This is a genomic window from Dyadobacter ginsengisoli DSM 21015, from assembly GCF_059568735.1.
Map to the genome: position 1 here is coordinate 149213 of NZ_JCANTY010000013.1, position 25715 is coordinate 174927.

Here is a 25715-nt window from a genome sequence, read left to right on the forward strand (position 1 = left end):
ACTAACACTAAATCACTATTATGCGTAAATGGGTCATTTTCGCCGTTTTTTTGGCAATTGTCTTTGGAATTCTGTATTACCTCACCTTCGGATATTATAGTGAAGGAAAAAGGGGAGGATATGTGACACGTCTCAGCAACAGGGGTTATTTGTTCAAAACCTATGAAGGAGAGTTACGTATGGGAGGGATGTTTGAAGGAGACGGGACCATGAACTCCTCACAGTGGGTGTTTTCCGTAAGCGGAAAGAACAAAGACGCTATTTCTAAACTGGAAGAAGCAATAAAAAACGGGCACCGGGTTTCATTGACCTACGAAGAAAAGTTCTTCCAACTGCCCTGGAACGGCGATACCAAATTTTTTGTGACCAATGTAGAGGTGTTGGAAAGCGGTCGCATTGCACCTGCACAACCGCCCGTATTACCGGCGCCCACGGAGATCGATACAACCAAAACATTATAATGCAAGCCGGAGTTACCCTCCGGCTTTTTTTGCTTTATAGCTTTTCCCGGTCAGCCAGGTGATCACTTTGTCCCGGTGATCGCCCTGGATTTGGATTTCGCCGTCTTTAACGGTCCCACCGCTTCCGCATAGGGCCTTTAGCTGTTTGCCGAGTGTTTCCAGGTCACCCGAACTTCCGATAAAACCCTTAATAACCGTAATAACCTTGCCGCCGCCTTTTCTGTCAAGCCACACCCGCAGATCCTGCTGCTGGGGCGCCAATGTTTCCGGTTCGTCTTCCTGGTCGTTGTATTCAAAATCAGGATTGGTGGAAAAAACAATTCCTGAGCGGTTCTTTTTAGACATAGTTTCAGATGTTATGAGCGTCTAATGCGGCGCGTTCCTTCAAATGATCACATTTAAACTCCTGGGTTTGATGATTACTTCTATCCGGGTCGTGTCCAGCTGCATAGGTTCGCCGTCATAATGGATCATCGGCGGCGTTTCGGTTTCTACAACTGCCCGGGTCGCTCTTTCGTAATCAATGAATGTGGATTGCTTCAATTGTTTTGTGAAGAGGCCGTAAGCCAGGGTAGTGCCATACCATTTCGGGAAAGGCTTAATGGTACAAATATCGAGCAGGCCATCCTGAAGGCTTGCCTGCGGAGCCACCCAGGCATTGTTCCCAAACTGGCCTGCATTCGCAAACGACAATGAAAATGCCCGGGTATCGACTCCATTGAGTTTGAATAGCTGGGGTTTATACGACCAATAAGCGCGAAAAGAGACATTGATATAAGTTGCAAGTCCCCGTGCCTTCTGCTGGCTGAACAAGTGTCCTACATATGCGTCAAAACCCATTCCGGCGGTACAAAAAAATGGGATGCCATTCAGTTCGGCACTGTCGATGGTAGCGGCTTTCCCTTCGAAAAGTCTTTTCAATGCGGCGTCGAGGGTTAAAGGGAGGCCGAGGTGTCGGGCGAGGCCGTTTCCTGAACCCAATGGCAGTATACCCAGCGGAATATCGCTTCCCACGAGCGGCTTGCCGATTTCATTGACCGTCCCGTCCCCGCCCACAGCCACAATTGTCTTCCATTTTTCGGAATGCATATGCTTGGTGACCAGTTCCGTGGCGTGTGCCGGCTCTTCGGTAAACAGGACCTGGGCGGCTCCGGCATATTTTTTTGCTACGGAATGGATCTTTTCCCGTACAGCGGTACCGTTTTTCCCGATAGATGTTCCCGAGTTGGGATTCAGTATGAATAAGTAGGGGTGGGTCACGGGTCAGGCAAAGAATAGGAATAAAATAAGCAGGAAAACGATAATGAACAGGTAGTAAAGCCCGTCCACAAACGGATATTTCTGACGGTCTATTTTCTTGAAAATACTGTTTAACATGCTCATACTTGCTGGATCGGTGATATTTCAGTAACCGGCTATTTCTGCTGCGCCGATCTTTCCGTTATATTTAGAATCGTGAAACGCATTACAAAAATCCATAAAAAATATGAAAAACTGGCTCTTTACCCTTATTCTCATGGGCATTGTCCAAACAGCCATGGCGCAGTCGTCCAGGGACAAGCAGAAAATACTGGCTATTCTCAACCGGCAGGTTGCGGATTGGAACAAGGGAGATGTTGCGTCGTTCATGGACGGATACTGGAACTCCGATTCGCTGATGTTTGTGGGTAAAACCGGCATTACATATGGCTACAAACCGACTTATGAGGGATATCTGAAGCGTTACCCCGACCGGGCGACTATGGGTACATTGAAATTTACATTCCTCAATTTTTCGTTTCCGGGTCCCGGCGTTGCGTTTGTAGTGGGGAAATTTCACTTGACAAGACCTGAAAAAGGAGATTTGGAAGGGCATTATACGCTGCTATGGCGAAAAATAAAAGGTCAATGGGTGATCGTTTGCGATCACACAAGCAGCTGAAAAAGAAAACGAGCCGGAGTTTGGAAGCCCGGCTCGTTTTCTTTTGATACAAACAGTTGCTTATACTCTTTTGAATGCCAGAACGGCGTTGACAGCAGGTTTAGTAGTGTCCGTATTGGTATTGACGACCACTTTCAATTCTGTGGAGGTCTGCGTGAATTTAAAAGATTGATTGGTGGTACCTCTGGACAGTGTGAGTTGATCACCCTCCACCTTCCACTTAGCCTGGGAAATCGGAACGATCGGGTCAATTGTCGAGACGGCAGAGGCACAATCGGCGGCGCTAATGGAATTGTCGGATTTGAAAGTCAGTTTCAGATCCAGGTAGCAGGGGGCAAGGGTTTTAATAAAATCCAATGCGGGAATCGATGTTCCGGCTGTTTCTGGTGTAATGCCCGTCAACTGCCAGGTACCTACAATGGGATTATCATCGGGAGTTTGCGGATCGGGATCCTTATCGTCCTTGCAAGCAACCATTATCGAAAGGACTAATAGAAGTGTAAGAAGAGAGCTTTTGCCGAAAGCGTAGGCATGTTTCATAAGTTCAGGAGAAAAGTTGAGATCAATAGAGTTGGTAATACGGTAGATTTAACGTTCAAACTTAGGTTAAAAATGCTTTTACCAGAAATTTTTATGACTTAGCGGGAAATTTTAAGGAAAAGGTCTATCAAATGCCCTGCTGCTTCCTCCGGCAATCTCCTTCCGTCCCTGATTTCCTGTTCAGTCCCGGTGATGCGTTTTCTGACAATTTCGCTGGAATAGAACCGGTCTTCCAAAGCTTGCCGGATGTAGTCGTGCAACCAGTCGATCTGCTGTGACCGACGGTTTTTTTCGAAGTAACCGTTGGCCGTTGTATGAAGGTAATATGCCTGGATAATGTCCCAAACTGTATTCATCCCTTTGGATTCCAGCGCAGAACAGGTTACCACCTCGACTGGCACACCGGAATCGCTCTCCGGAAAGTGATGTAAGGCCTGCCGGTATTCCGCCATGGCATTGGCAGCTGCCATTTCATTTCCACTGTCCGCTTTATTGATAGCAACACCGTCGACCACTTCCATAATCCCTTTTTTGATGCCCTGAAGCTCGTCTCCGGCGCCTGCGAGCATGAGCAGCAGGAAAAAGTCGGTCATTCCTTTGACCAGCGTTTCGGATTGGCCTACACCAACGGTTTCGACAAGGATAATCTCGTGGCCGGCGGCTTCACAAAGCAATATCGCCTCGCGTGTATGCCGGGCTACTCCGCCTAGGGACAAGCTTGTCGCGGAAGGGCGTATGTACGCCAGCGGATTTCTGGAAAGTTGCTCCATCCGGGTTTTATCTCCAAGAATGCTGCCACCGGACCGTTTGCTGGTAGGATCAATGGCCAGCACCGCTACTCGCTTGCCTAACGAGGTGAGATATCCTCCGAATGATTCTATAAAAGTGCTTTTACCAACCCCGGGCACCCCGGTAATGCCTATTCTGAGCGACTTTCCGGTGCTATCCAGCACATTTTTAAGGATTTCTGTCGCCAGCGTACGGTCTTCTGGCAGACTGCTTTCCGTCACGGTGATGGCGCGGCTGAGCGTCACCCTGTCACCGGCCAGAATGCCCTTTACATAGGTTTCAACGGACAGACGCTGGCGCATAGGTGTTCTTAAAAGACTATTGGAAATGAAAGAAGCTGTGACCGGCAAAATTGAAACTTTTTGTCTTAAAAAAAGCGAAAAGGTGTATATTGCTCGTTTACAACCCAATATTTTCAATTTTTAATTATTATAATGAAAATTTCGATATTTCGTCTGGGCCTCATTGCTATGGGTAGCCTGGGCTTCTTCAACAACACTATCGCACAGGAGGCGGAGAAGGGGAAATATGATGCGCATGTCCTTTTTCACCCCCTCTTCAATTTCCAGCCCGGAAACGAATACAGGAGCGGGAGCGGTGCACCGGGCGCCAAATACTGGCAAAACCGGGCAGATTACAAGATTAATGTCGCGCTCGAAGAGGATAAAGGCATTGTGAGTGGAGAGGTAGAGCTTACCTACAAGAACAACAGTCCCGAAAACCTCGAATTCATCTGGCTGCAACTTGATCAGAATGCGTTCAGCGACAAATCGCGAGGCGGCAAAACAACCCCGGTTTCCGGCGGCCGCTTTGGCAATACCGGTTTTGAAGGCGGTGACTCAATCAAAGCGGTCACTATTCTGCAAGGCAAGGACAAATTTGTAGATGCAGAATACAAGATCACCGATACACGGATGCAGATCAGGCTTAAAACACCTGTAAAGAGCAATGGTGACATAATCAAAATCAAAATTGCCTATTCCTTCAAAATTCCGGAATATGGCTCCGATCGTATGGGTACGCTCGAAACCAAAAATGGGATTGTTTATGAAATGGCTCAATGGTATCCGAGAGTGGCTGTGTTTGATGATATAGAAGGCTGGAATTTACTGCCTTACCTGGGCGCAGGAGAGTTTTACCTCGAATATGGTGATTTTGAGTATAATGTAACCGTGCCTTGGGATCACATCGTGGTGGGATCTGGTGAATTGTTGAACCCGAACGACGTACTGACAGCCGAACAGAGGAAAAGGCTTGCAGATGCAGCGAAAAGCGACCAAACGGTGATGATCCGTAGTGCTGAAGAAGTAACCAATCCTTCTACCAGGCCCAAGCAATCAGGTACTCTGACCTGGCGGTTCCGTTGCATTCAGGCACGCGATATAGCTTGGGCTACGTCGAAAGCGTTTGTCTGGGATGCGGCACGTATGAACTTGCCCAAAGGAAAAACAGCGCTGGCGCAGTCGGTGTATCCGGCAGAGGACGGTGGGCTGGACGGATGGGGACGTTCGACAGAATATGTAAAGGGCTGCATCGAGTTCTATTCCAATTATGTGCATGAATTTACTTATCCCGTTGCTACCAATGTAGCGGGTATCGTAGGTGGCATGGAATATCCGGGTATCGTTTTTTGCAGCAGCAAAAGCCGGAAGGAAGATTTGTGGGGAGTAACGGATCATGAGTTCGGCCATAACTGGTTCCCCATGATCGTGGGTAATAACGAGCGTAAATATGCATGGATGGACGAAGGATTCAATACTTTCATCAACTTCCTTTCCGGAGACAACTTCAATAACGGGGAATATAAAACCACGCAGATGAACGATATGCATCGCCTGGCCCCCATGATCTTCCGTCCCAAAGCAGATCCCATCATGACTATCCCCGATGTAGTTCAGGCGGTGAACCTGGGCTGGGAGGCCTACTATAAGCCTGCGCTGGGTTTGAAAATGCTGCGCGAGCAGATCCTGGGTAAAGATCGCTTCGATTATGCATTTCACCTCTACGTACAGCGATGGGCATTCAAACACCCTACTCCGTACGATTTCTTCCGTACTATGGAAGACGCAGCCGGCGAGGACCTGGGATGGTTCTGGAAAGGATGGTTCTTTGAGAATTACAAGCTGGATCAAGCTGTGAAGGAGGTTAGCTATGTGGAGCAAAACCCGCAGAAGGGGTCCTATATCACAATTGAAAACCTGGATCAGCTGGCTATGCCGGTGAAAGTGGATATTGAAGAAGTATCGGGTAAGAAAACGCGGGTAGAGTTGCCGGTGGAGATCTGGCAGAGAGGAGGCAGCTGGACGTTCAAGGCGGCTACCCAGCAACCTGTTCGCTCTGTGATCATCGACCCGGAGCATAGTCTTCCCGATATCAATCCCGAAAACAATATCTGGAAACCGGCCATGTACAGTGAGCCGGAAGTCAACTAAGAGTCGAGGCGTACTTGTCTACCAAAAAGGCCTTCTATCGAGCGATAGAAGGCCTTTTTGGTGATACCCTGGGTTTGGTTGCTAGACCGTTACAAGCATGGCACCATAAGAATAGCCGCCACCGAATACGGTAATCACGATATTTTCTCCTTTTTTGAATTTTTCCTTGTTTTCAGAAAGGGCAATGGCGCACCCTGCACAGCCTGTGTTACCCAGGTACTGAATGTTTGATATCAGTTTTTCCGCGGGTATACCCAGCGTATTGATCACATTGAGGCTGATCCGGTGGTTGGCCTGATGCGGAATGAGGTAATCGAGGTCATCGATCGTCAGGCCGCATTCCTGCAAAACCTGCTGGCTGACTTTGGGCATGTAAACACAGGCATTCTGGAAAACGTCGCGACCGAAAGGCATTACCACGCCGCGATGATTGGGCCGTAATACTACGGCTTCCACTGCTTTGCCGCTGGTTGCAGCACCGCCTGTGATCAGCTTTTTGATTTTCATGTCCGTTTCGGTCTGCCGTTCTTTCGAAATCAGCATAGCCGAAGCACCGTCGCCCCATAAATGGCCCGAAACCGTGTCCATTTCGTTATAATAAGCTGTGTTGTGATCTGAAACAACGACCAGGGCTTTGGAAGCTTTGCCCATTGCAAAGTACCCTTCCACAATTTCAATGGCATTCAGCAATGAGGAACAAGCCGATGAGATACTGACGACGGGGATGTCCGGGATCTGAAGCTGGTGCTGTACCGCGTGGGCCAACGTTACAATGGTGTCGTAAGGTGTATAAGTAGCGCCTACGATCAGATCTATTTCATTTTTGCTGTAAGGGATGTCTTGAAGCAGGGATTCCACTGCCTTCATGGCCATGGTGGAGGTATTTTCTTCGGCTGATGCTTTACGTCTTTCGGATATTCCTGTTCTTTCTACGATCCACTCGTTTGATAGATTGTTGATGTTTGTAAAATATTCATTACCAATAACTTCGCTTGGCAGATAATGACTAACCGTATTAATATACATGATTGAGAAGTTGACTTCGCAAGCTACAATTCTTTTTAATTCCGAAAGTTAAATATTTCGTAGAAATCGTAGCACTCAATATTTGAACAATTCAATAATAAATTTATAAAATGATAATACTGGCGCCTTTTGCATCCGCTTTCAGGCGCTTAGAAGTTGAGTGTAATAAGACAGTAACGCCGTTTCCTCTGATATCCAGTTGTAACGTCGTTCAGCTGCGATGCGGCCTTTTTCTCCCATTACAGTCCCTTGAGCATTGTTTTCGATGCACCAGACCAGCTTTTCGCATAGAGCTTCCGCATCGTATGGTGAAATACAAAACCCGCAATGCGAATGTTCCACTATTTCTTTATAAAGAGGAAAATCGGAAGTGATGACGGGGAGCCCGAGCGCCATGTATTCGAACAGTTTGGTCGGGTAGGATTCAGGGTAATCGGCAACCGGTTTAAGCAACGCTATTGCTGCCAATGTGCGCCCTGCTGTGCGAAAGGCGAATTGCTGATCGGCGTAACCGTAAAAGGTCAGGTTTTCCGACACATCGCCATAACAGGGAAGCTTAGCCAATTCATTCGGATTTAGCCGGAGAGGACCGAACAAATGCATATGAAAGGCCGGAAAGGCTTTTTTCAATCGAGCGAGGGCAACCAACAATGTATCCAGACATCGCTCGGTGGAGATGACACCCAGGTAAAAGAATTCAGGATTATCCGATGCTTTTGGCTCCTGGGCGATGGCATCCACAAAGGGTATCGAGACATAGTTCCGAACAAGTGCAAAGGGCCAGGTTAGGTTTTGGTATTCTGGTAGATAGCCGGCATCCGTGAAAATGAAATGGAACCGGCGGCGCGCTGCCTGATCAAAAAAAGCAAACAAGCGTTTGTATACCGGGCTATTGTTATAATGCTTGATGGCGAATTTTTTATAAAGATTTTCCTGCACTTCATAGATGACCCGAGCACCAAGCCATTCAAACAGAAAGGCAAGCGGAAGCAGCTCAGGTACGAATATGTGAACAATGTGAGGCCTGAGACCGATGCATTTTATCAATACGGCCGGATGCGTAATGAGCAACCGCCATAAAAGCCGGTCGAAATGCGGAAGAGAGATCATGCAGACGTCCTTTACTACGCCAGATTTTCCGGTGTTTGGTAAAGCACATATCACCTCATAATGCTTTTGCAATGCCGGTGCTATTTTATGCATAATCCGCGGATCAGTGGAGGGATGTACCGTGCTCAGCAATAACACGCGTTTCATGCGCCGGTTACAATAGCTACGCCCGAAGAAGTTCCGATCCGCTCTGCACCTGCCTCGATCATAGCAATGGCCTCTGCCTGTGTTTTGATACCTCCCGATGCCTTGATTTTGATATCAGGAGGAAGAATAGCCCTCATTTTACGGACAATCTCGGCATCGGCACCACCTGTGGCAAAACCGGTGGAAGTCTTTACAAAGTCAGCTTTCGCTTCCGCACAAATCTCACAAGCCGTGTACAGCTCGAAGGAGTCCAGATAGGCTGTCTCGATAATGACTTTCATCAACGCATTACGCTCGTGCGCCATTGCGCCAAGTTGCGTCAGTTCCTCCCTGACACTCAGGTAAGCCATAGACTTAAACAGCGCCATGTTTATCATGACATCCAGTTCTGTGGCGCCGTTCTCCAGTGCATCTTTTGCTTCGGCAAGTTTGGTTGAAGTCGTGGAATAACCCAATGGAAAACCGATTACGGTCGCGACCTCGATTTTGATAGGGCAAAATTCCAGCATTTCCATCACATAAGGCACATACACTGGCGCTATGCACACAGCCTTGAACTGGTGGACCCACGCCTCCTCGCATATTTTGCGGATATCCGTTTCGCGGGCTACCGCACTGAGCAGCGTATGGTCGATGTAGGAGGACAGCTTCTCCATTAGTGGTTGTTTTTGAAAAGTAAAAACCCTGCCGGAAAGACAGGGTTCTATATTTGAGTCAGCTCTGACTAAGCTTTGCTTTTTTCTTTTTTAGCCGCTTTCTTCACGGGTTCTTCGGTTACTTCTTCTGCCTGTGCAGCCGCCGGCTCAGTGGTCACCTCGGTTTCTCCGGCAACGAATGCTTCGGGAAGATATTTTGCGAGGAGGTTGTACCAGGTGATGATCTTTTTAATGTCTGAAACATACACCTTTGTGCGGTCAAAATCAGGAAGGACCTTCGCCAGGAACTCGATCAGCTCTTTGTCTGAGGAGGTTTTGACAGATAGCGCCACTTCTTCACCATGGATCTCACGAACTTTAAGGAACACGTCCGACAGGGCAACGGATTCTTCCGGGCCATCTGTAAAGATCGAAACGTCTTTCAGCACTGAAACACGGGCAGTAGGGCCGATCAGCGTTTTTTCAGATTTCTCGTCCAGGCTTTCCACGATCACACCTGCACGGCTCGGCTTAAGAATGCGGAACAATCCCGGCTTACCGGATACGTTGGCAACTTCTTTCAACAAATCCATTCCTGTTGACTCTACTTTTTCACTCATCCTTTCTTACTATTGGTTATATCTTAAATGATGTTAATATTGGATGCGGCAATGAAATTCAATTTTTGCGCAAAATAACGGAAAGATTGCCCGGGAAACAACCAATATCCTATTCAGACTTCACAAACGACTGATTATAAGTTTCTATTGTCAGCAGAACAGGGTCGCGGCCCTCATTTTTTTCCGCAGACGTCACGAACATTGGAGGAATTTCCTCCCAAAGCTCGCTCAGCTTTTGCTGATAAGCCTGTACCTGATTCGCAACCTGCCAGGGTTTGAGCTTGTCGGCTTTTGTAAAAATGATATGGAACGGAATGCCAGCCTCACCGAGCGCCGCCATGAAGTCGAGATCGACGGCCAAAGCACTGTGCCGTACATCTACGAGCACGAATGTACAAAGCAGGTTCTCTCGGTGGTACAGATAATCATGGATCATTTTTTCCCATTTTTCACGTTCTACTTTACTGACTTTTGCATAACCATATCCAGGTAGATCGACCAGATACCATGTGTTATCGATCAGATAATGATTGATAAGCTGGGTCTTGCCGGGTTGCTGAGAAGTTTTGGCCAATGCTTTCTTGCCGGTAAGCATGTTGATAAGGGACGACTTACCTACATTCGATCTTCCGATAAACGCATATTCTGGAAGGACAGGCTCGGGACATTTCTGGTAGTCCGAATTGCTCATCACATATCTGGCTTCCTGAACTTTCATTGTTTTCTGGTGTTAATGAAGTTGCGAAGTTACCTTTTTTACCGTTCAATCTAGCAAAGGACGTTGGTGTGAACACTGACCATAATTGTGTAAAATAAAACAATGGCGTATTTTCGTTAATGGAATGTTGAAATCATAAATCATATTAGAAAAATGAAAGAATTACGGAAGCTCGGTTTATTGATGATGGCGTGGATGCTGGCTATTTCTGTTACGATGGCCGGGGAAGGTGATAAAAAGGCAGCGAAAACTGCGGAGAAGGGAATTCAGTTTACGGAGGCATCCTGGGCAGCCATCCTGAAGAAAGCGAAACAGGAGAACAAAATTATTTTTTTTGATGCTTACACAACCTGGTGCGGACCTTGTAAGTTGCTGCAAAAGAACGTTTTTACACGCGAAGATGTGGCCAAGGTTTTCAACGAGAATTTTATCAACGTGAAATTTGACATGGAAAGCGGTGAAGGCCCGGCGCTGGTTAAAAAATATCCGATCGAAGGGTATCCGACGTTATTCTTTATTAATAGCAAAGGCAAAGTGGTGAAGCAGCTTCTGGGTTATCAACAACCTCAGGATCTGATCAAGGCTGCCAAATCGGTACAGAAAACACCAGCGATTTAATATATTATCATTCCAAAAGAAAGCCCTCGCAGAACTGCTCTGCGAGGGCTTTCTCATATATCAGGTAAATTCTTACTCGTAGTAGTTCGGTACGCGATGTCCGCTGCTTTCAAGCAGGCGATCTTTCCGGAACAATAGCACATCGGCGGCTACCATGTCGTTCACAAGCGCTTTCAAGTCGTATTTAGGTTTCCAGCCCAGCTTGGTCATCGATTTGGTAGGGTCGCCAATCAGTAGCTCTACTTCTGTCGGGCGGAAATAGCGTGGATCAACAGCCACAACCTCTTTGCCTATCTGGATTTGGAAATCCGGGTTATTGCATTTAGTCACTTTCGCGATTTCATTTACACCTTCACCGCTGAATGCTACTTCAATGCCTACTTCTGCAAATGCCATTCTTACGAATTCGCGGATGCGGGTGGTAACGCCTGTCGCGATCACGAAATCTTCGGGCTTTTCCTGCTGAAGAATGAGCCACATGGCTTCCACGAAGTCTTTGGCATGGCCCCAGTCGCGTTGCGCGTCGAGATTCCCCAGGTATACTTTGTCCTGCAGACCCAATGCGATGCGGGCTACGGCGCGGGTTATTTTGCGCGTCACGAAGGTTTCTCCTCGTAGCGGTGATTCGTGGTTGAAGAGGATACCGTTTACTGCAAACATGTTATATGCCTCCCGGTAATTAACGGTAATCCAGTACCCGTATAGTTTCGCCACCGCATAAGGGGAGCGCGGGTAGAACGGGGTGTTTTCCGACTGCGGTACTTCCTGTACCAATCCGTACAGTTCGGAGGTGGAAGCCTGGTAGATTTTGGTTTTTTGGGTAAGACCCAGCAACCGAACCGCTTCAAGAATACGCAAAGTACCGATTCCGTCAACATTGGCGGTATACTCAGGCTCTTCAAAGCTGACTTGGACGTGAGACATCGCTCCGAGGTTGTATATCTCGTCGGGTTGTACTTCCTGGATAATACGGATGATATTCGTAGAGTCACTCAGGTCACCGTAATGCAGGTGAAAGCGTACGTTTTTCTCGTGAGGATCTTCATAGATATGGTCGATCCGCTGTGTGTTAAACAACGAGCTGCGGCGTTTGATACCGTGTACTTCATATCCCTTGCTCAACAGGAGCTCTGCCAAATAGGAGCCATCCTGGCCGGTGATCCCTGTGATTAGCGCTTTCTTCATTCTATTTTAGTATGTATATGTGGATAATGTTTATCCGGGTTAATAAGTAATGTACAAAATTTCGGCGTTGTCCTAATTATGGTCGGCAGCCGGGTTAACCAGCAGGCTCCTTTTGATATCTACCCTGTCGGCGAGAATTACCGCAGATGAATATTGCTCCCGGATCAGGTCCAGATATTGTTCTGCGTCGCTACGGTACATAAAATCCCCGACCTTGACACGGTAAGTGGGTTGAGAGTAAGAAACGTAGGGATTAAGATCAGGAAAAGACTGGTATATATAGGACTTTGCTCCGTCGGCTTCCTGCCTCACATTTCCTACATAGATCTGTATCCTGAAACCGTTGATATAGCGGATGGACTTGTTCTGCTTCGCGAGCGTATCCAGAACGGCGTCAAGTTTTTTGTTGATATACAGTGGTTTATCTACATCGGACTTCGGCGTACTGTTGTTTTTTACAGGAATTGATGTTTCAGCCTTGCTCACAACCGCCGGTTCCACGTATTCATAGCGGGGACGAACGGTGGAGAGATCTTCCCTGTATTCTGAGCCGGAAGAACTTACAACCGATTTTTTGCTACAACCCGAAATCATGATGATGCCAAGATGCAGAGCCCATAAAAGTTTCTTTTTCAGCGTCATATCCTGAATCGTTGCTACCGAGCCTACAAACTTAATCAAAAATGGACGAATCACCATACCGCTTAATTTTGAATGTAATACCTAACTTTACCCGGTTTATCTCCGATTTCAATGCAAGTACAATCCAACGTTTCCCTTCGTCACCTCAATACTTTCGGGCTTGATGCGGATGCCAGGTTCTTTGCCAATGTGCAATCAGTACAAGAACTAACCTCAATTTTGCTGGATCCCGCGTGGAAGGATACACCCAAATTTATCCTCGGTGGCGGCAGTAACATTTTGCTGACCCGGGACATCGAAGCCCTGGTCATTCATCCTGACATCCGGGGTGTTGAAAACGTGTTTGAAAATGAAGAAATTGTATCCCTCAAGGTAGGTGCCGGTGAGGTTTGGCATGAATTCGTCATGTATTGTGTCGGACGGGGATACGGTGGGATTGAAAACCTGTCGCTGATCCCGGGGACGGTGGGGGCCGCGCCCATGCAAAATATCGGTGCTTATGGCGTTGAGATCAGGAATGTGATCGAATCGGTGGAGGCGGTCCGGATCGATGATGGAGAGCGGAAGGTCTTTTCAAATGCAGAATGCGAGTTTGGGTACCGGGAGAGTATATTCAAGCGGGGGTTAAAGAATCAGTTTGTGATTACCGGAGCCACATTCACACTAAGCAAAAAACCTGTCTTACATATGGGATACGGGGATGTCCAGAAGGTTTTGCAGGAAATGAATGCTACAGACCCTACGATACGGGATGTCAGTGAGGCCATTATCAGGATCCGGCAGAGCAAGCTGCCCGACCCCGCCGAGATCGGTAATGCCGGAAGCTTTTTCAAAAATCCGGAAGTACCGGTTACTCAGTTTGACAAATTGCGGGAAACATTTCCCGAAGTGCCGGGTTATGTCGTCGATGCCGAAACCGTGAAGATACCCGCGGGCTGGCTGATTGAAAAGGCCGGCTGGAAAGGTTATCGTGAAGGCGAGATCGGCGTGCACGCGCGTCAGGCGCTCGTGCTGGTCAATTATGGCGGAGGCAGCGGGGCTCAAATCAAGGAATTATCAGAAAAAATACAGCAATCCGTGGCGGACAAGTTCGGCGTCCGCCTCAGCGCAGAAGTCAATTTTATATAGGATCTCATGCACCGCAAAAAGTTATACACATCATTAGCCCTGTTCGTTTTATTCGTCATTGTTTTCTTCCTGAAGGACCATTTTACCGTCGGGCTCTACCAGGATGAACATCATTACCTGCCCACAGCAATTTTGTTCAGTACCGAACCCATTCCTTCCCTGAACCTGCTGCAAACCTACAATGAGTTGAATACCCCTATCCCATTCATACTGGGAGGATGGGTGCTTCGTATTTTTGGGGAAGACATTCAGCGTCTTCGCCTGCTCACCGCTTTCACGAGTTTTGCATTGCTGATGCTGTTCGTGTGGTACAGCCCCGGGCGCACGAAACGTTTCTGGATTTGTCTGGGAGGGCTGCTGATCTTTCCCAACTATTACCTTTGCAGCGTTTACTACTACACCGACATTTTCGCCATGTTTTTCACACTGGCGGGCGTAATTGCTTATCTGCGTAAATGGCATTGGGTGGGTTTCATATCACTTGCGGCGGCGGTTTGTTGCCGGCAATATATGCTTGCTTTTCCAGCGGCTATTGTTGCCTATGAGCTATTCAAAAATGTGAAATGGAGCACCGATCCGGCTGTTTTGCTAAAAAGTGTCTTTAAGGACGCGTCCTGGATTTGGTATGCATTTGCCGTTTTAGCCATTGTGCCATGGGTGCTTATTTGGCACGGGCCTGCACCGGCTTCGGTCATGGCCGAGCAACATTACGATTCGGATAAGCTGGTGCAATACAATTTTGGTTATCTGATGTACGCCTCTGCGGTGGTAGCTGTGTACTATATTATTCCCGAAATGCTGGTTACCCGGCGTTTTTCGCATTTCATGGAATATCCGCGGAAGCACCCGGTCATGTTCATTGGCTTTTTGATAGTGATAGCGGCCATTGTTTCTTTATTTCCTGCGAAACAGGCGTATAATCCTTACTTTACCTGGCCTTACCTGGGCTATGTCGATGAGCTTTTGATGAAAATAGGCATAAGTGGTTTGCTGAAACAGCTGGTGTTCGGAGCCCTGATGCTCGTCACACTCGTCCGTTTTGTACCACCGAGGTTCAGCCTGGCGACCTGGGTTTTTCTGCTGAATATCCTGCTGCTCGGGAAAGCGCAACTGTCGTGGGATAAATATTCTCTACCGATGATCATGGTTTTATGGTTCCTGGCGCTGTATGACGAACATTGGTTGCCGTCGGCAAAGGGTACCGAAAACGAACGGGAAGTGTTGAATGTAAAATATTAAAGATATATTTATACCATTCGTTTACTCGTGTGCATGACGCGGGTTTCAACCAGCTATCAGAAAACAGCTTTTTAATGAAATGAACTTTACACACAGGAAATTTTTACTGCTTCTTCTTCTCATGCTGGGTTATGCCGGCAGTTCCCACGCACAGCGCATCTACTCCGTCGTCTTCGATAACCTGCCCAGAGACATGCAGCTTTACGCAAGAGGTGACGATAATATGGCCGATGTACCTATTTCTGGTTTTATCGAGCTTGCCGGGTGGGACCATATGTCGGTAGTTGTTTTCAGGAATAACGAGCGTATTGGTTATCAGAGATCCGCCATCAATTATGGAGGCAAGACGACGGGAACGTTCAGCATGACAGCCAGAATCAAGGCGGAAATGGCGGATTACTCCTTTGAAGTTTATGCCTGCCATGAAACGGATTCGGTTCAGATGGTAAGACGCAACGAAGTGGTAGCAGGGGATTTTTATGTAATTAGCGGGCAGTCGAATGCAGCTGCAACGATTTTTGGCGGCTGGTCGAGCAAATACGCCCGTACCATCGCCCGGACGCCCGACGGGGATCCCTCTATATTGCCCGGCGATACGCTGTGGACAGTTGCGGCCTGGTCATGGACATATGTGGGTGCATGGGGTCTCGAAATGCAGCGGTCGATACTGGAAAAAGACAGCATTCCTACCTGTGTGATCAACGGCTCGCTTCCAGGCAAAAAGCTCAGCGAATTTCTTATCAGAGATGCGAAGAACCCCACCAGCTTCTCGCTTTACGGTGGATTGCTAAAAAGAGTCCGAGTGGCGAAACCCAAGCGAATCCGCGCATTTATCTGGATGCACGGGGAACAGGAGGTTTTTGAAAACATAGGAAATTACGCGCAGGAATATGATCAGCTCTATAACTTCTGGAAACAGGATTATCCCGAAGTAGACCAATTCGTCGTGGTGCAATCGAACCTGATCATTTTACGGAATGACACACCCAATCCCGTCGGAGGTGTTACCCGTGATTTTTTGCGGAGGACCAAATATTTATATCCCAAAACAGACCATTTTGCTGCGATCGGGACACCCGGCTACGACGGGGTGCATTATGAAAGATCAGGCTTTGAGGAGTTTGGTCGCCGTATGTACCGCTTTTTTGCACCAAACATCTATAAATCGAAAGATTCGGACAATGTGAGGACACCGGATATTAAGAAGGCATTCTATACCAACGCGGAAAAAAAAGAGATCACACTGATATTCGACGAAGGACAGGTTTTAAAATGGCCGGCCGATTCGACCGTAAAGGGGCAGGATGGCAAGCCGCTGGTATTGAGCCTGAAGAACTTTTTCTTCCTCAATGGCGATGAGAAAAAGGCAGCCTTTTCGGCTGGGAAAGCGGAAGGCAACCAGGTAACACTGACGCTGAAAGAGCCTTCCAGCGCCACGACGATCAGTTACCTGCCGTCGTTTTATCCCGACAATCTACCGCTGATCGAGCCATTTTCATTCAATATTGCGATTTACACAGGACCTTATCTGCTCAACAAAAGAGGGCTGGGGGCATTCTCCTTCGATAAGGTGGGTATTGGCGTGTTGCTGCCTAATGTAGAGCTATCGGCTAATAGGACATTCAATTCAGTGATTCTGTCGTGGAAAGCGGTCGAAGGTGCTACGGGTTATGTTCTTGAAAAGAAAACAGCCGACACCGTTTCTTATGTATTATTAAAGAACCTGGATTCGAAGACTTTGATGTTTGAGGACAAGGATATTGAAATAAATGCTACTTACACGTACCGCATTCAGGCTGTTAGCGACATTTCACAATCTGCCTATGCAACTACGCGAGTAGACCTGACGCCTATTCTGGGGGTGGAGCATAATGGAAGGGACCTTACCTGGCAAATATATCCCAATCCCGTCGACGATGTGCTGAAAGTAGGGTTCAAAAATGCAGAATCGGGAGTGATCCAGGTTTTCAACGCCGCCGGGCAGTCTCGTGTCCGTTCGGAATATAAGTCTGTTAAAGACTGGGAGTTGAATATTTCGAAATGGCCTGCGGGTGCCTATTTGTTAAAGGTCGAGCAGAAAAATGGGTTTTCAGCGGCACAGAAATTCATCAAGCGATGAATTTAGCAAGAAGAAAGAGAGAGGATTGTTGGCTGGCAGGGCAAAATCTAACTTCCTAGACCATAGCGTACAATGCAGTACAGCGCCCGAAAACCATCTTTCCAGTTGATTTTCTTCCCTTCTTCGTAGGTGCGGCCATAGTAAGAAACCCCGACCTCATAAATGCGGATCTTCGGCACTTTGGAGATCTTGGCAGTCACTTCAGGTTCGAAACCGAAGCGATTTTCGACCAGTTTGATATTTTTGAGCAGGTCGGCGCGGAATAACTTGTAACATGTTTCCATATCCGTCAGGTTGAGGTTGGTAAACATGTTGCTGAGGAACGTCAGGAATTTGTTCCCGATGGTGTGCCAGAAAAAAAGGATGCGGTGTGGTCTTCCGCCCATGAAGCGGGAGCCATACACCACATCCGCATATCCTTCGATAACCGGTTTTAGCAAAATATTGAATTCCTGAGGATCGTATTCGAGGTCCGCGTCCTGTACGATAATATAGTCGCCGGTAGCCCGACGAATGCCCGTATGCAGGGCGGCTCCTTTCCCCTGGTTGTATTCGTGCCGGAAATAGCTGACTTCCAGCGATGGATTCTCTTCAATAAATTTTTTTGCGACTGCCTCAGTATTGTCGGCAGAACAATCATTGACAATTACGATCTCCTTTTGAAAATTACCTATCAATTCAACGGATTTGAGCTTGTCCAGTACTTTCCGGATTGTCTTTTCTTCGTTGTAAGCAGGAACGATAATCGATAACTTCATTAGGGAAAATTAAAAGTAAGACTGTTTAAGCGTGAATCTTTGTTGTTCGGGGCTGATATTTATTCAAAACACAATGAAGCTGCTCCAAGAAGCCCTGCGTCATTGGCGAGGGTTGCGCGTTTGATGGTAACAGTTTTAAGATAGTACGGCGTCAGCCAATACTTGAACCGATCATTAATCGCGGGCAAAATAAACTCAAATGAAGCAGAAATACCACCACCGATCAAAATTGTTGTGATATCGAGTATCCGGATCATCGAAACCAGTCCCTCGCCCAACAGGTAACCCATCTCGTGAAATACCTCTTTTGCCAGTTCATCTCCGGCAGATGCCGCCGCTACAAGCCCGGTGGTAGAGATTGTTCCGTCCGCAGGTAGCTGCGTTGTGCCGGTGTAAGCGGCACGCATGGTGTTCGCCATATCGAGCAATTCTTTCTTACCGATGTTGCGTTCCAGTACCTTTCCGTTTTTAGAAGGAACATGGCCCGGCTCCATTGCATTACCGCCGCCGCCTTTAAATACTTTTTTATCGATAATGGCTGCTCCGCCGATACCTGTGCCCAGCGTTACAAATATATAGTCTTCCGGAAGTTTGTCTTCGCCGAAGTAATATTCACCCAGCGCAGCTGCGTTCGCATCGTTTTCCAGGTAAAAATCGTGTGTCGGAAAACGGGCTTTCAAATCAGGAACAATGGTAATTCCGTCTATTTCGGGGATTGCCGTGATTTCGATCAACGTGGTTCTGTCGCGGGTAATGAGTCCCGGAACGCCGATCCCTACTTTTTTGACTTCGGGATATTCAACAAGCTGGAGTGCTATTGCATCACCTAATCTTTCTATAAAATGCCCAGAAGTGCGCCAGCTGGCGGTATCATGACTGTAAAAATTTGAGATTCTTCCATCCGTAGCGTCAACGATCCCCATTTTTACGTTCGTACCGCCCACGTCTATACCGAGGTATTGTTCCATGAAATGAAAATATGGGTTTAATAAATAATTTTAAAAATGCGGCAATTTAGTAAAATTGCTTTATTGTTCACTCATCAATCCAAATCTCCCAGTTGCGGGCGGATCAAAATTTCTTCTACAACCGCCCTGGAAGACAACGAGTATACCGACCAAATTGATTCGGCTACGTCCTTCGAATCTATGAACCGCTCCTCGGGCAGGTCGGTCCCCTTCCAGCTGTCCGTATATGTGGCTCCCGGTAGAATAGCGGTCACCCGCACATTGAATGGTTTCATCTCTTCCCGGAGCACCTTGGTCATGCCATATAATGCAAATTTGGAAATGCAGTATGAGCCTCCGTTCGGATATGCAATGATGCTGGCTGTGGAGCAAATAGTGAATATATGCCCTTTTCTTTGCTCCATCATTCCGGGAACTATCCCGCGGGTAAGGTGATAGGCGCTGTAAAGATTTGTTTCCATTGTTTTTTCCAGCGTGCCCTCCGTTTCGTTGTGGACTTGTCCGGGAATGAATACGCCGGTATTGTTGATAAGTACCTCTGGTAACCGGCTATCGTTGTGGATAAACGCGATAAATGCATCGACCTCCGCTCTGACAGAGAGATCGGCCGTTAAATAAGATAGTCTGGATTGAGGAAAAAGTTCGCTGCATGTTTGTTGCAGCCCGATGAGGTCGCTCTCGTTTCTTGCGCAGGTAATTACGTCGAAGCCTTGTGCTAAAAATTTCTCTATGGCTGCCCTTCCGATTCCTTTTGTGCCACCGGTTACAACCGCTAATGGATTCATTTTTCTGATTACTTCTTTTTTTGCCTAATTTTCCCGAAAATATTGAATACAATTAAGATATCATGTCGGTAATCGGTAAATACTTCATTTTTTTAGGTACGTTATTCGGGAAAGGAGAGAAATTATCGGTCTACTGGCGGCGATTTATGGAGGAATGTGTAGGGATCGGTGTCAGTTCGATATTCATTGTCGCGATTGTTTCCACATTCATCGGCGCAGTATCCTGCATTCAGACAGCCTATAACCTCGTCAGCCCTATTATTCCGATTTCCACAGTAGCCCTGATCGTCCGGGACATGGAAATCCTGGAATTGGCACCAACCATTACCTGTATCGTGCTTGCCGGAAAGGTCGGCTCGAATATTGCCAGCGAACTCGGAACGATGCGCATTACGGAGCAAATCGATGCGCTGGAAGTAATGGGGATTAATTCTGCGTCGTATCTGGTGCTACCGAAAGTGGTGGCTGCCATGCTGACATTCCCGATGCTCGTTATTTTTTCCGCGTTTTTGGGTATCCTCGGCGGCTATCTGGCCGGTACGCTGACAGGCGTTATCACCGAACGCGACTACTTGTACGGGATCCGTGACTCATTTGTACCGTACAATATCTTCTTCATGTGCGTAAAGCCGTTTGTTTTTGGCTTCCTGATAGCTTCAATATCTTCGTTTAAGGGATTTTTTACAGAAGGCGGAGCGTTGGAAGTGGGTAAGTCCAGCACGCAGGCGGTTACCAACAGCTGTATCTCCATTCTGATTGCCGATTATCTGCTCGCTCAGCTACTCCTGTAAGCATTCAGAAGGTCCTTGATTCGTTTTCAACCCGACCAACAAATGATTGAAATCAACAATATTGCCAAAGCATTCAACGGTAAGGAAGTTTTAAAAGGAATATCAGCCCAATTTCAAAAAGGAGAAACTAACCTGATTATAGGCGGAAGCGGTACAGGTAAAAGTGTGTTGCTGAAGTGCATGATCGGACTGGTAACGCCGGATCAGGGTAATGTGCTTTATAATGGTCGCGATTTTTATAACTGTGACAAGGAAACCAGGCAGTCGATCCGCCGTGAAATGGGAGTACTTTTTCAGGGTGGCGCATTGTTCGATTCCAAAACGGTCGAGGAAAATGTGCGTTTCCCCCTGGATATGCTGACGGAACAAACCGCGGAAGAGAAGCGGGAGCGTGTAGCATTTTGCCTTCAGCGTGTGGGTTTGGAGGCTGCTGCCAAGCGGATGCCTTCGGAGATCAGTGGTGGGATGAAGAAGCGGGTAGGAATTGCACGTGCTATTGTGATGAATCCCATGTACCTCTTCTGCGACGAGCCCAATTCCGGACTCGACCCGCTTACTTCCGTAAAGATCGATGAGTTGATCCGTGAAATCACGGAGGAATACCAGATTACCACCATTATCATCACCCACGATATGAATTCTGTGATGGAGATCGGGCAGAACATCATGTTTCTTTACCAGGGCAGCAAGCTTTGGGAAGGGGTCAATTCGGAGATCATCAAAACGACCGTCCCGGAACTGAAAGAATTCCTCTTCTCCAACAAGCTTTTAAGGGAAATGGAGCCGTAGCAGATCATTTCTCTCTCCTGCGCAATGCGGGAATGTTCTTGCGCTCCAAAAGGAACACTACGATCAGACAAGCGGCAAATACGCCCATATGTACCGGTACGGAAATCCACAGGTCAGAAATTTTGATCAGGGACGAGCCGTAAATGAGTAAAGCGCCTCCTCCTATGTAACCCAGAGCAGATAATACGTCATAGGGCACCGGATAAAATTTTTGTCCGAAATAATAACAAAGTGAGAGCATGGTAAGCCCTGACAATGCAAACGAAATCGCAAAACCCAGGTAGCCGATATGAGGTACCAGTAGAAAGCTCGTCGCGATGGTAATGCCGGCCCCGGTCAGGGTCAGCCATGTCCCGAATTGTGTTTTATCGGTCAGTTTGAACCAGGTGGCCAGGTTGTAGTACACGCCCAGAAAAAGATATCCGGCCAATAGCCAGGGTACTACGCCAAGTCCTTCATGATAAATTTTCTGTTTAAGGAACAATTCAGCAAAAAGGTCGAGGTTCAGGCAGATTCCTACCCACATCAGCACGCAGATGATGACGAAATATTTAGTCACTTTGGCAAAAACCGCAGGTGCATTTTTATCTTCCCCCTTTGAAAAGAAAAAAGGTTCTGCGGCATATTTGAATGCCTGGATTGCCAGGTTCATGAAGATCGAGAGCTTGTAACATTGGACATAGATACCAATGGCTGTTTTGGTACTCCTGCCCGGATAGAAGTTCTCTGGAAGCAGGAATTGTATAAACGCCCTGTCGAAAAGCATGTTGACCACACCGCCTATGTTCATGACCATGATAGGGAATGCATACACCCAGACGGGTTTGAAGATCGTGGTGTTGAAAACGAACCGGAATTCGGCAAACTCCTTACGCAACATCCAGAAGAATGTCAGGTTGGCAACGAGGTTGGCCAGGACAATGTAATCCGGTGCGTGTAATGGGTCATAAAAGAGATCTATGGCTGGTTTCAGGAAAGTCAGATACTTGCCTGCCACGATATCCCTGCACACAAGAAGGAAGAAAAGGTTCAGGAAAATATTGATCAGAATATTTACGACCCGGATGGTGACGAATTTCTTTCCTTTTCCTTCCAGGCGCAGCTTAGCGAATGGGATGGAGACAATCCCGTCGATAGCCATGATTATGGCAAACATCCTGACGATCGAGGTGCTTTCGGGATATTTGATGAGTACGGCGGTAGCTTGCGCAAATGTGAACATCAGTGTGGAGCAGGTAAGGCTCACCAGGATCACCGCGCTTAATATGAGATTGTAATATTGATTCCGGTCCTTTTCCTCGCGTGCAAAGCGGAAGAATGCCGTTTCCATACCGAAGGTATAGAGAACCAAAGCCAGTCCTGCATAGGCGAAGAGCTGACCTTGCGCGGCGATTTGTTCGGGTTCAAAAAGGTCGGTGTGCAAGGCGACCAGCAGGTAATTCAGAAATCGGCCAAGCATCGTACTGATGCCGTAAGTGGCGGTTTCACTGGCCAGTTTTTTTAAGACACTCATTCATGCAGGATTTTGAACCGCAAATATAGGTCATCGCGCACTGCATATGCCAATAAAAGAAAGGGGCCCTTCCCATCGAAACGGGAAGGGCCTGCGGATTTTTTATTTTTAACCTCGTACGTCCGAGATAATACTGTTGATCACATGTTCGATGCGTTTCCAGCCTTCGTCGGATTGGAGATCTACATCCAGCATTTTGTCACGATAATCAGAGGAGATGGTCATAAAATAAATACCTGCGGAAATGAATGCGACAAGTGCGCTGGTGTCATTGTAATAGGGCAGGTCACCTATTTTGCTCAGAATCCGCGTGGCGATCTGATTGCGGGCATCTGACAGCATTGACTTTCCGGTACCGATTTCCCAGCGAAGCAGGTCACGGGTGGCCTTGCGTTCGCGCAGATCATTGGTGAAAGTGTGCATGAGGGATGTGAGCGCCTTGGCCCGTTCGTCGGGTGAGAGCTCGGGAATGTTGTCAATATAATCCGTGCTGAGGGTGGATGTGTATTCACCTGACTTGACGTATTGCTCCATCAGGCCATCAACACTTTCAAAGTACCTGTAAATCAGTACTTTGTTTACGCCGGCGGTTCGGGCAATAAGATTGACCCCAACCTTCTCTGTACCATGTTGTTCGATTACTTCGCCGACCGCCTTGAGTATTTTACTCTTCGTGCGCTCGCGATCACGCTTTTTTACTTTGTCAATTTTCATATGGGTGCTGTTTAGGTTAAAACATAGTAAATGTAACATTTCATATCCAAATTTTATAGAAGAAAAATGATATAAGTAACCAATTTTTTAGATTAGTTGCCTTAATGTAACCGTTCGTGCCCAAAAGGTTTGAAAACCTATTGAATGGCGGAAAGGAGATGGAATTTGGATGAATTCTAAATTTAAAGACGGGAATAGGAAGGCATAAAAAAAGAGCCCATTTTTCAATGAGCTCTCAGATTACTGTTGGCCGACAAGGACTCGAACCCTGAATAAGACAACCAAAATGTCCTGTGTTACCATTACACCATCGGCCAAAACCGTAAACAGTGGTGCAAAAGTAATCGTGGTTGCTTATGTTGTCAAGTATTTTGGAAAAAAAATTAAATACTTTTTAGCTCAACCTGGCTAGCGATCTTTTTTACAAGGCCTTGCAAAACTTTGCCCGGACCTGATTCGATGAATATTCCGGCACCATCAGCTACCATTTGCTCCACAGATTGCGTCCATCTTACCGGAGCTGTGAGTTGTGAGATCAGGTTTCCCTTGATTACCGTTACCTCGGTGGCGGGTTTGGCATTCACATTCTGGTATACGGGACAGATCGGTGCCTGAAATTGTGCCGCATGGATGGCCGATGCCAGTTCCTCGCGGGCTGGCTCCATCAGGGGGGAGTGGAAAGCACCTCCGACGGGCAATATCAATGCACGTTTCGCACCGGCTGCTTTCAGCAATTCACAAGCTTTTTCCACACCTTCGATCGTTCCGGAGATTACGACCTGCCCGGGGCAGTTGTAATTGGCTGGTACCACGATCTCATCAGTGATGCCGGCGCATATTTCTTCGATCACCTTGTCGGCGAGGCCCAGAATGGCGGCCATGGTCGACGGGCGCACCTCACATGCCTTTTGCATGGCTGCCGCACGCTTGGCAACCAGCGAAAGACCGTCCTCAAATGACAATGCACCTGCCGCTACCAAAGCGGAGAATTCGCCGAGCGAGTGACCTGCTACCATATTAGGTGCGAAATCAGGGCTGATCTTTGCCAGAACAACGGAATGGATGAAGATCGCGGGTTGTGTTACATTGGTTTGTTTCAACTCTTCGTCTGAGCCTTCGAACATGATCTTGGTGATTTCAAAATCCAGGATCTCATTTGCTTTTTCAAACAATGCTTTGGCTGAATCGGAGCTTTGATAGAGGTCCAGACCCATTCCTTTGAACTGCGAGCCCTGACCGGGGAAAACATATGCCGTTTTCATATTGGTGATTGATGGTTATCCATGATGAAATAAAAAGCCCGGCGCAAAAACCGGGCTACAAAGGAAATACTTGAATGCGAAAGAAAAAAGGCAATGCGCATTGCCTTTTTTCTTGAGAATATTTGATTATCTGAGCAGTTGCACCCATCCTTTAAGTGAAGTAGGGGTGCTCTGTTTTTTAGACGATTCAAAAAAGATGGTTACTTCATAATAGTATTGTCCAGCTGCGAGTTCTTTTCCTCCGTTTGTTTTTCCGTCCCAGTTGATGTTGACGTCCTTGGTGGAGAATACCTGTGCACCCCATCTGTTGAAAGCCTTGAATTCGAGTGATTGTACGAAAGCGGGACATTCATAGGGTTGGAATACATCGTTTTTGGCATCTCCGTTTGGTGTGAATACGTTTGGCAGCACATACATGGGGCAGTTGTCCCTGCATACGATGTTGCTGGGGGCGCTTTCAGCGCCGAACCGGTTGACAGCGGTGACATAGTAGCATCCTGCAAAAGAAGTGAGCCCCTGGTGGTCGAAAGTGGTCGAAAGTGGAGATGGTGGTGTGGTGACGGTAGCGATCAGTGCCGGGGTGTCGCCCTCATATCTCGCATAATAGATCCTGTAAGCTGTTACGAGCGGGTCGCATTCTTTTCCACCGACCTGGTCGGGATAATTCCATGAGAGGTGATTTGTAAAGCCTGTCGTGGTACAGAATGCTTCGGGATGTGCCCTGAGTGAATCGCAATTGAGCGGGTCCAGGGTGAGCACCGGCGGGCAGGGCTTGGTGGTATCCGAGGAGGAAACACAAAGGATC

The 25715-nt window shown here is 47.4% G+C and carries 27 protein-coding genes and 1 tRNA gene; 9 read left to right on the forward strand and 19 right to left on the reverse strand.

Annotation, left to right across the window (positions count from 1 at the left end; all coding sequences use genetic code 11):
* The first annotated feature begins 20 nt into the window (after positions 1-20).
* Positions 21-461, forward strand: coding sequence for a DUF8785 domain-containing protein (locus BP71_RS35475; protein ID WP_496386417.1), 441 nt, complete (start codon positions 21-23; stop codon positions 459-461).
* Between the two features lie 12 nt (positions 462-473).
* On the opposite strand, the gene BP71_RS35480 is transcribed toward BP71_RS35475, so the two are convergent.
* Both BP71_RS35480 and BP71_RS35485 read right to left on the reverse strand, forming a co-directional pair.
* Positions 474-806, reverse strand: coding sequence for a translation initiation factor (locus tag BP71_RS35480; RefSeq protein WP_496386418.1), 333 nt, complete (start codon positions 804-806; stop codon positions 474-476).
* Between the two features lie 39 nt (positions 807-845).
* A complete protein-coding gene (locus tag BP71_RS35485; RefSeq protein ID WP_496386419.1) occupies positions 846-1721 on the reverse strand; it encodes a diacylglycerol/lipid kinase family protein in 876 nt (291 codons plus the stop codon).
* Between the two features lie 226 nt (positions 1722-1947).
* Between BP71_RS35485 and BP71_RS35490 the strand changes: the two genes are divergently transcribed.
* Positions 1948-2382, forward strand: coding sequence for a YybH family protein (locus BP71_RS35490; protein WP_496386420.1), 435 nt, complete (start codon positions 1948-1950; stop codon positions 2380-2382).
* Between the two features lie 60 nt (positions 2383-2442).
* Here the strand turns inward: BP71_RS35490 and BP71_RS35495 are convergent, their stop codons facing one another.
* Together BP71_RS35495 and meaB are read right to left on the reverse strand one after the other, a co-directional pair.
* Positions 2443-2922, reverse strand: coding sequence for a lipocalin-like domain-containing protein (locus tag BP71_RS35495; protein ID WP_496386421.1), 480 nt, complete (start codon positions 2920-2922; stop codon positions 2443-2445).
* A gap of 98 nt (positions 2923-3020) precedes the next feature.
* On the reverse strand, positions 3021-4013 hold the full coding sequence (gene meaB, locus BP71_RS35500; protein ID WP_496386422.1) for a methylmalonyl Co-A mutase-associated GTPase MeaB: 993 nt from the start codon (positions 4011-4013) through the stop codon (positions 3021-3023).
* 132 nt (positions 4014-4145) lie between these two features.
* On the opposite strand from meaB, the gene BP71_RS35505 reads away from it, so the two are divergent.
* Positions 4146-6143, forward strand: coding sequence for a M1 family metallopeptidase (locus BP71_RS35505; RefSeq protein ID WP_496386423.1), 1998 nt, complete (start codon positions 4146-4148; stop codon positions 6141-6143).
* An 81-nt stretch (positions 6144-6224) separates the two neighbouring features.
* Here the strand turns inward: BP71_RS35505 and BP71_RS35510 are convergent, their stop codons facing one another.
* The 5 genes from BP71_RS35510 to yihA all read right to left on the reverse strand — a co-directional run bounded on the left by BP71_RS35510 (position 6225) and on the right by yihA (position 10399).
* Positions 6225-7169: a 3-oxoacyl-ACP synthase III family protein gene (locus BP71_RS35510; protein WP_496386424.1), complete on the reverse strand. Its 945-nt coding sequence runs from the start codon at positions 7167-7169 to the stop codon at positions 6225-6227.
* Positions 7170-7310: 141 nt separating this feature from the next.
* Positions 7311-8351: a glycosyltransferase gene (locus BP71_RS35515; protein WP_496386425.1), complete on the reverse strand. Its 1041-nt coding sequence runs from the start codon at positions 8349-8351 to the stop codon at positions 7311-7313.
* 71 nt (positions 8352-8422) lie between these two features.
* Positions 8423-9082 (reverse strand): deoxyribose-phosphate aldolase, encoded by a 660-nt coding sequence (gene deoC, locus BP71_RS35520; RefSeq protein ID WP_496386426.1) that lies wholly within the window; start codon positions 9080-9082, stop codon positions 8423-8425.
* A 68-nt stretch (positions 9083-9150) separates the two neighbouring features.
* Positions 9151-9681 carry a DUF5606 family protein gene (locus BP71_RS35525; protein ID WP_496386427.1) on the reverse strand — a complete coding sequence of 177 codons (531 nt, stop codon included), beginning with the start codon at positions 9679-9681 and terminating at the stop codon, positions 9151-9153.
* A gap of 109 nt (positions 9682-9790) precedes the next feature.
* On the reverse strand, positions 9791-10399 hold the full coding sequence (gene yihA, locus BP71_RS35530; RefSeq protein ID WP_496386428.1) for a ribosome biogenesis GTP-binding protein YihA/YsxC: 609 nt from the start codon (positions 10397-10399) through the stop codon (positions 9791-9793).
* 153 nt (positions 10400-10552) lie between these two features.
* On the opposite strand from yihA, the gene BP71_RS35535 reads away from it, so the two are divergent.
* Entirely contained in the window at positions 10553-11017 is a 465-nt protein-coding gene (locus BP71_RS35535; RefSeq protein WP_496386429.1) for a thioredoxin family protein, read from the forward strand.
* 72 nt (positions 11018-11089) lie between these two features.
* Here BP71_RS35535 and gmd read toward each other — a convergent pair whose 3' ends face one another.
* Entirely contained in the window at positions 11090-12202 is a 1113-nt protein-coding gene (gmd, locus tag BP71_RS35540; protein WP_496386430.1) for a GDP-mannose 4,6-dehydratase, read from the reverse strand.
* A 72-nt stretch (positions 12203-12274) separates the two neighbouring features.
* Positions 12275-12901 carry an SPOR domain-containing protein gene (locus tag BP71_RS35545; RefSeq protein WP_496386431.1) on the reverse strand — a complete coding sequence of 209 codons (627 nt, stop codon included), beginning with the start codon at positions 12899-12901 and terminating at the stop codon, positions 12275-12277.
* 54 nt (positions 12902-12955) lie between these two features.
* On the opposite strand from BP71_RS35545, the gene murB reads away from it, so the two are divergent.
* From murB to BP71_RS35560, 3 genes are all read left to right on the forward strand, one after another.
* Positions 12956-13972 carry a UDP-N-acetylmuramate dehydrogenase gene (gene murB / locus BP71_RS35550; protein ID WP_496386432.1) on the forward strand — a complete coding sequence of 339 codons (1017 nt, stop codon included), beginning with the start codon at positions 12956-12958 and terminating at the stop codon, positions 13970-13972.
* 6 nt (positions 13973-13978) lie between these two features.
* Positions 13979-15211 carry a hypothetical protein gene (locus BP71_RS35555; protein ID WP_496386433.1) on the forward strand — a complete coding sequence of 411 codons (1233 nt, stop codon included), beginning with the start codon at positions 13979-13981 and terminating at the stop codon, positions 15209-15211.
* 79 nt (positions 15212-15290) lie between these two features.
* Positions 15291-17330, forward strand: a complete 2040-nt coding sequence (locus BP71_RS35560; protein WP_496386434.1) for a T9SS type A sorting domain-containing protein — start codon at positions 15291-15293, stop codon at positions 17328-17330.
* 47 nt (positions 17331-17377) lie between these two features.
* Here BP71_RS35560 and BP71_RS35565 read toward each other — a convergent pair whose 3' ends face one another.
* The 3 genes from BP71_RS35565 to BP71_RS35575 form a co-directional block, all read right to left on the reverse strand.
* Positions 17378-18088: a glycosyltransferase family 2 protein gene (locus BP71_RS35565; RefSeq protein WP_496386435.1), complete on the reverse strand. Its 711-nt coding sequence runs from the start codon at positions 18086-18088 to the stop codon at positions 17378-17380.
* A gap of 59 nt (positions 18089-18147) precedes the next feature.
* Positions 18148-19056 (reverse strand): ROK family protein, encoded by a 909-nt coding sequence (locus tag BP71_RS35570; RefSeq protein ID WP_496386436.1) that lies wholly within the window; start codon positions 19054-19056, stop codon positions 18148-18150.
* A gap of 74 nt (positions 19057-19130) precedes the next feature.
* On the reverse strand, positions 19131-19841 hold the full coding sequence (locus BP71_RS35575) for an SDR family oxidoreductase (protein ID WP_496386437.1): 711 nt from the start codon (positions 19839-19841) through the stop codon (positions 19131-19133).
* Between the two features lie 62 nt (positions 19842-19903).
* Between BP71_RS35575 and BP71_RS35580 the strand changes: the two genes are divergently transcribed.
* Both BP71_RS35580 and BP71_RS35585 read left to right on the forward strand, forming a co-directional pair.
* Positions 19904-20632: an MlaE family ABC transporter permease gene (locus BP71_RS35580; protein ID WP_496386438.1), complete on the forward strand. Its 729-nt coding sequence runs from the start codon at positions 19904-19906 to the stop codon at positions 20630-20632.
* A 42-nt stretch (positions 20633-20674) separates the two neighbouring features.
* Positions 20675-21421, forward strand: coding sequence for an ABC transporter ATP-binding protein (locus tag BP71_RS35585; protein ID WP_496386439.1), 747 nt, complete (start codon positions 20675-20677; stop codon positions 21419-21421).
* 4 nt (positions 21422-21425) lie between these two features.
* On the opposite strand, the gene BP71_RS35590 is transcribed toward BP71_RS35585, so the two are convergent.
* The 5 genes from BP71_RS35590 to BP71_RS35610 form a co-directional block, all read right to left on the reverse strand.
* Positions 21426-22934, reverse strand: a complete 1509-nt coding sequence (locus BP71_RS35590) for a lipopolysaccharide biosynthesis protein (protein WP_496386440.1) — start codon at positions 22932-22934, stop codon at positions 21426-21428.
* A gap of 108 nt (positions 22935-23042) precedes the next feature.
* Positions 23043-23648: a TetR/AcrR family transcriptional regulator gene (locus BP71_RS35595; protein WP_496386441.1), complete on the reverse strand. Its 606-nt coding sequence runs from the start codon at positions 23646-23648 to the stop codon at positions 23043-23045.
* Positions 23649-23894: 246 nt separating this feature from the next.
* Positions 23895-23965: transfer RNA gene (locus tag BP71_RS35600), tRNA-Gln, on the reverse strand.
* 66 nt (positions 23966-24031) lie between these two features.
* On the reverse strand, positions 24032-24910 hold the full coding sequence (gene fabD / locus BP71_RS35605; RefSeq protein ID WP_496386442.1) for an ACP S-malonyltransferase: 879 nt from the start codon (positions 24908-24910) through the stop codon (positions 24032-24034).
* A 126-nt stretch (positions 24911-25036) separates the two neighbouring features.
* On the reverse strand, positions 25037-25715 hold a 679-nt coding region (locus BP71_RS35610; RefSeq protein WP_496386443.1), incomplete at its 5' end, for a T9SS type B sorting domain-containing protein.

Excerpts from the sequence above, each read along its gene's own strand:
- BP71_RS35475 (WP_496386417.1), top strand. The coding sequence starts at position 21 with ATGCGTAAATGGGTCATTTTCGCCGTTTTTTTGGCAATTGTCTTTGGA.
- BP71_RS35480 (WP_496386418.1), bottom strand. The coding sequence starts at position 806 with ATGTCTAAAAAGAACCGCTCAGGAATTGTTTTTTCCACCAATCCTGAT.
- BP71_RS35490 (WP_496386420.1), top strand. The coding sequence starts at position 1,948 with ATGAAAAACTGGCTCTTTACCCTTATTCTCATGGGCATTGTCCAAACA.
- BP71_RS35495 (WP_496386421.1), bottom strand. The coding sequence starts at position 2,922 with ATGAAACATGCCTACGCTTTCGGCAAAAGCTCTCTTCTTACACTTCTA.
- meaB (WP_496386422.1), bottom strand. The coding sequence starts at position 4,013 with ATGCGCCAGCGTCTGTCCGTTGAAACCTATGTAAAGGGCATTCTGGCC.
- BP71_RS35505 (WP_496386423.1), top strand. The coding sequence starts at position 4,146 with ATGAAAATTTCGATATTTCGTCTGGGCCTCATTGCTATGGGTAGCCTG.
- BP71_RS35510 (WP_496386424.1), bottom strand. The coding sequence starts at position 7,169 with ATGTATATTAATACGGTTAGTCATTATCTGCCAAGCGAAGTTATTGGT.
- deoC (WP_496386426.1), bottom strand. The coding sequence starts at position 9,082 with ATGGAGAAGCTGTCCTCCTACATCGACCATACGCTGCTCAGTGCGGTA.
- BP71_RS35525 (WP_496386427.1), bottom strand. The coding sequence starts at position 9,681 with ATGAGTGAAAAAGTAGAGTCAACAGGAATGGATTTGTTGAAAGAAGTT.
- yihA (WP_496386428.1), bottom strand. The coding sequence starts at position 10,399 with ATGAAAGTTCAGGAAGCCAGATATGTGATGAGCAATTCGGACTACCAG.
- BP71_RS35535 (WP_496386429.1), top strand. The coding sequence starts at position 10,553 with ATGAAAGAATTACGGAAGCTCGGTTTATTGATGATGGCGTGGATGCTG.
- gmd (WP_496386430.1), bottom strand. The coding sequence starts at position 12,202 with ATGAAGAAAGCGCTAATCACAGGGATCACCGGCCAGGATGGCTCCTAT.
- BP71_RS35545 (WP_496386431.1), bottom strand. The coding sequence starts at position 12,901 with ATGGTGATTCGTCCATTTTTGATTAAGTTTGTAGGCTCGGTAGCAACG.
- murB (WP_496386432.1), top strand. The coding sequence starts at position 12,956 with ATGCAAGTACAATCCAACGTTTCCCTTCGTCACCTCAATACTTTCGGG.
- BP71_RS35555 (WP_496386433.1), top strand. The coding sequence starts at position 13,979 with ATGCACCGCAAAAAGTTATACACATCATTAGCCCTGTTCGTTTTATTC.
- BP71_RS35560 (WP_496386434.1), top strand. The coding sequence starts at position 15,291 with ATGAACTTTACACACAGGAAATTTTTACTGCTTCTTCTTCTCATGCTG.
- BP71_RS35565 (WP_496386435.1), bottom strand. The coding sequence starts at position 18,088 with ATGAAGTTATCGATTATCGTTCCTGCTTACAACGAAGAAAAGACAATC.
- BP71_RS35570 (WP_496386436.1), bottom strand. The coding sequence starts at position 19,056 with ATGGAACAATACCTCGGTATAGACGTGGGCGGTACGAACGTAAAAATG.
- BP71_RS35575 (WP_496386437.1), bottom strand. The coding sequence starts at position 19,841 with ATGAATCCATTAGCGGTTGTAACCGGTGGCACAAAAGGAATCGGAAGG.
- BP71_RS35580 (WP_496386438.1), top strand. The coding sequence starts at position 19,904 with ATGTCGGTAATCGGTAAATACTTCATTTTTTTAGGTACGTTATTCGGG.
- BP71_RS35585 (WP_496386439.1), top strand. The coding sequence starts at position 20,675 with ATGATTGAAATCAACAATATTGCCAAAGCATTCAACGGTAAGGAAGTT.
- BP71_RS35590 (WP_496386440.1), bottom strand. The coding sequence starts at position 22,934 with ATGAGTGTCTTAAAAAAACTGGCCAGTGAAACCGCCACTTACGGCATC.
- BP71_RS35595 (WP_496386441.1), bottom strand. The coding sequence starts at position 23,648 with ATGAAAATTGACAAAGTAAAAAAGCGTGATCGCGAGCGCACGAAGAGT.
- fabD (WP_496386442.1), bottom strand. The coding sequence starts at position 24,910 with ATGAAAACGGCATATGTTTTCCCCGGTCAGGGCTCGCAGTTCAAAGGA.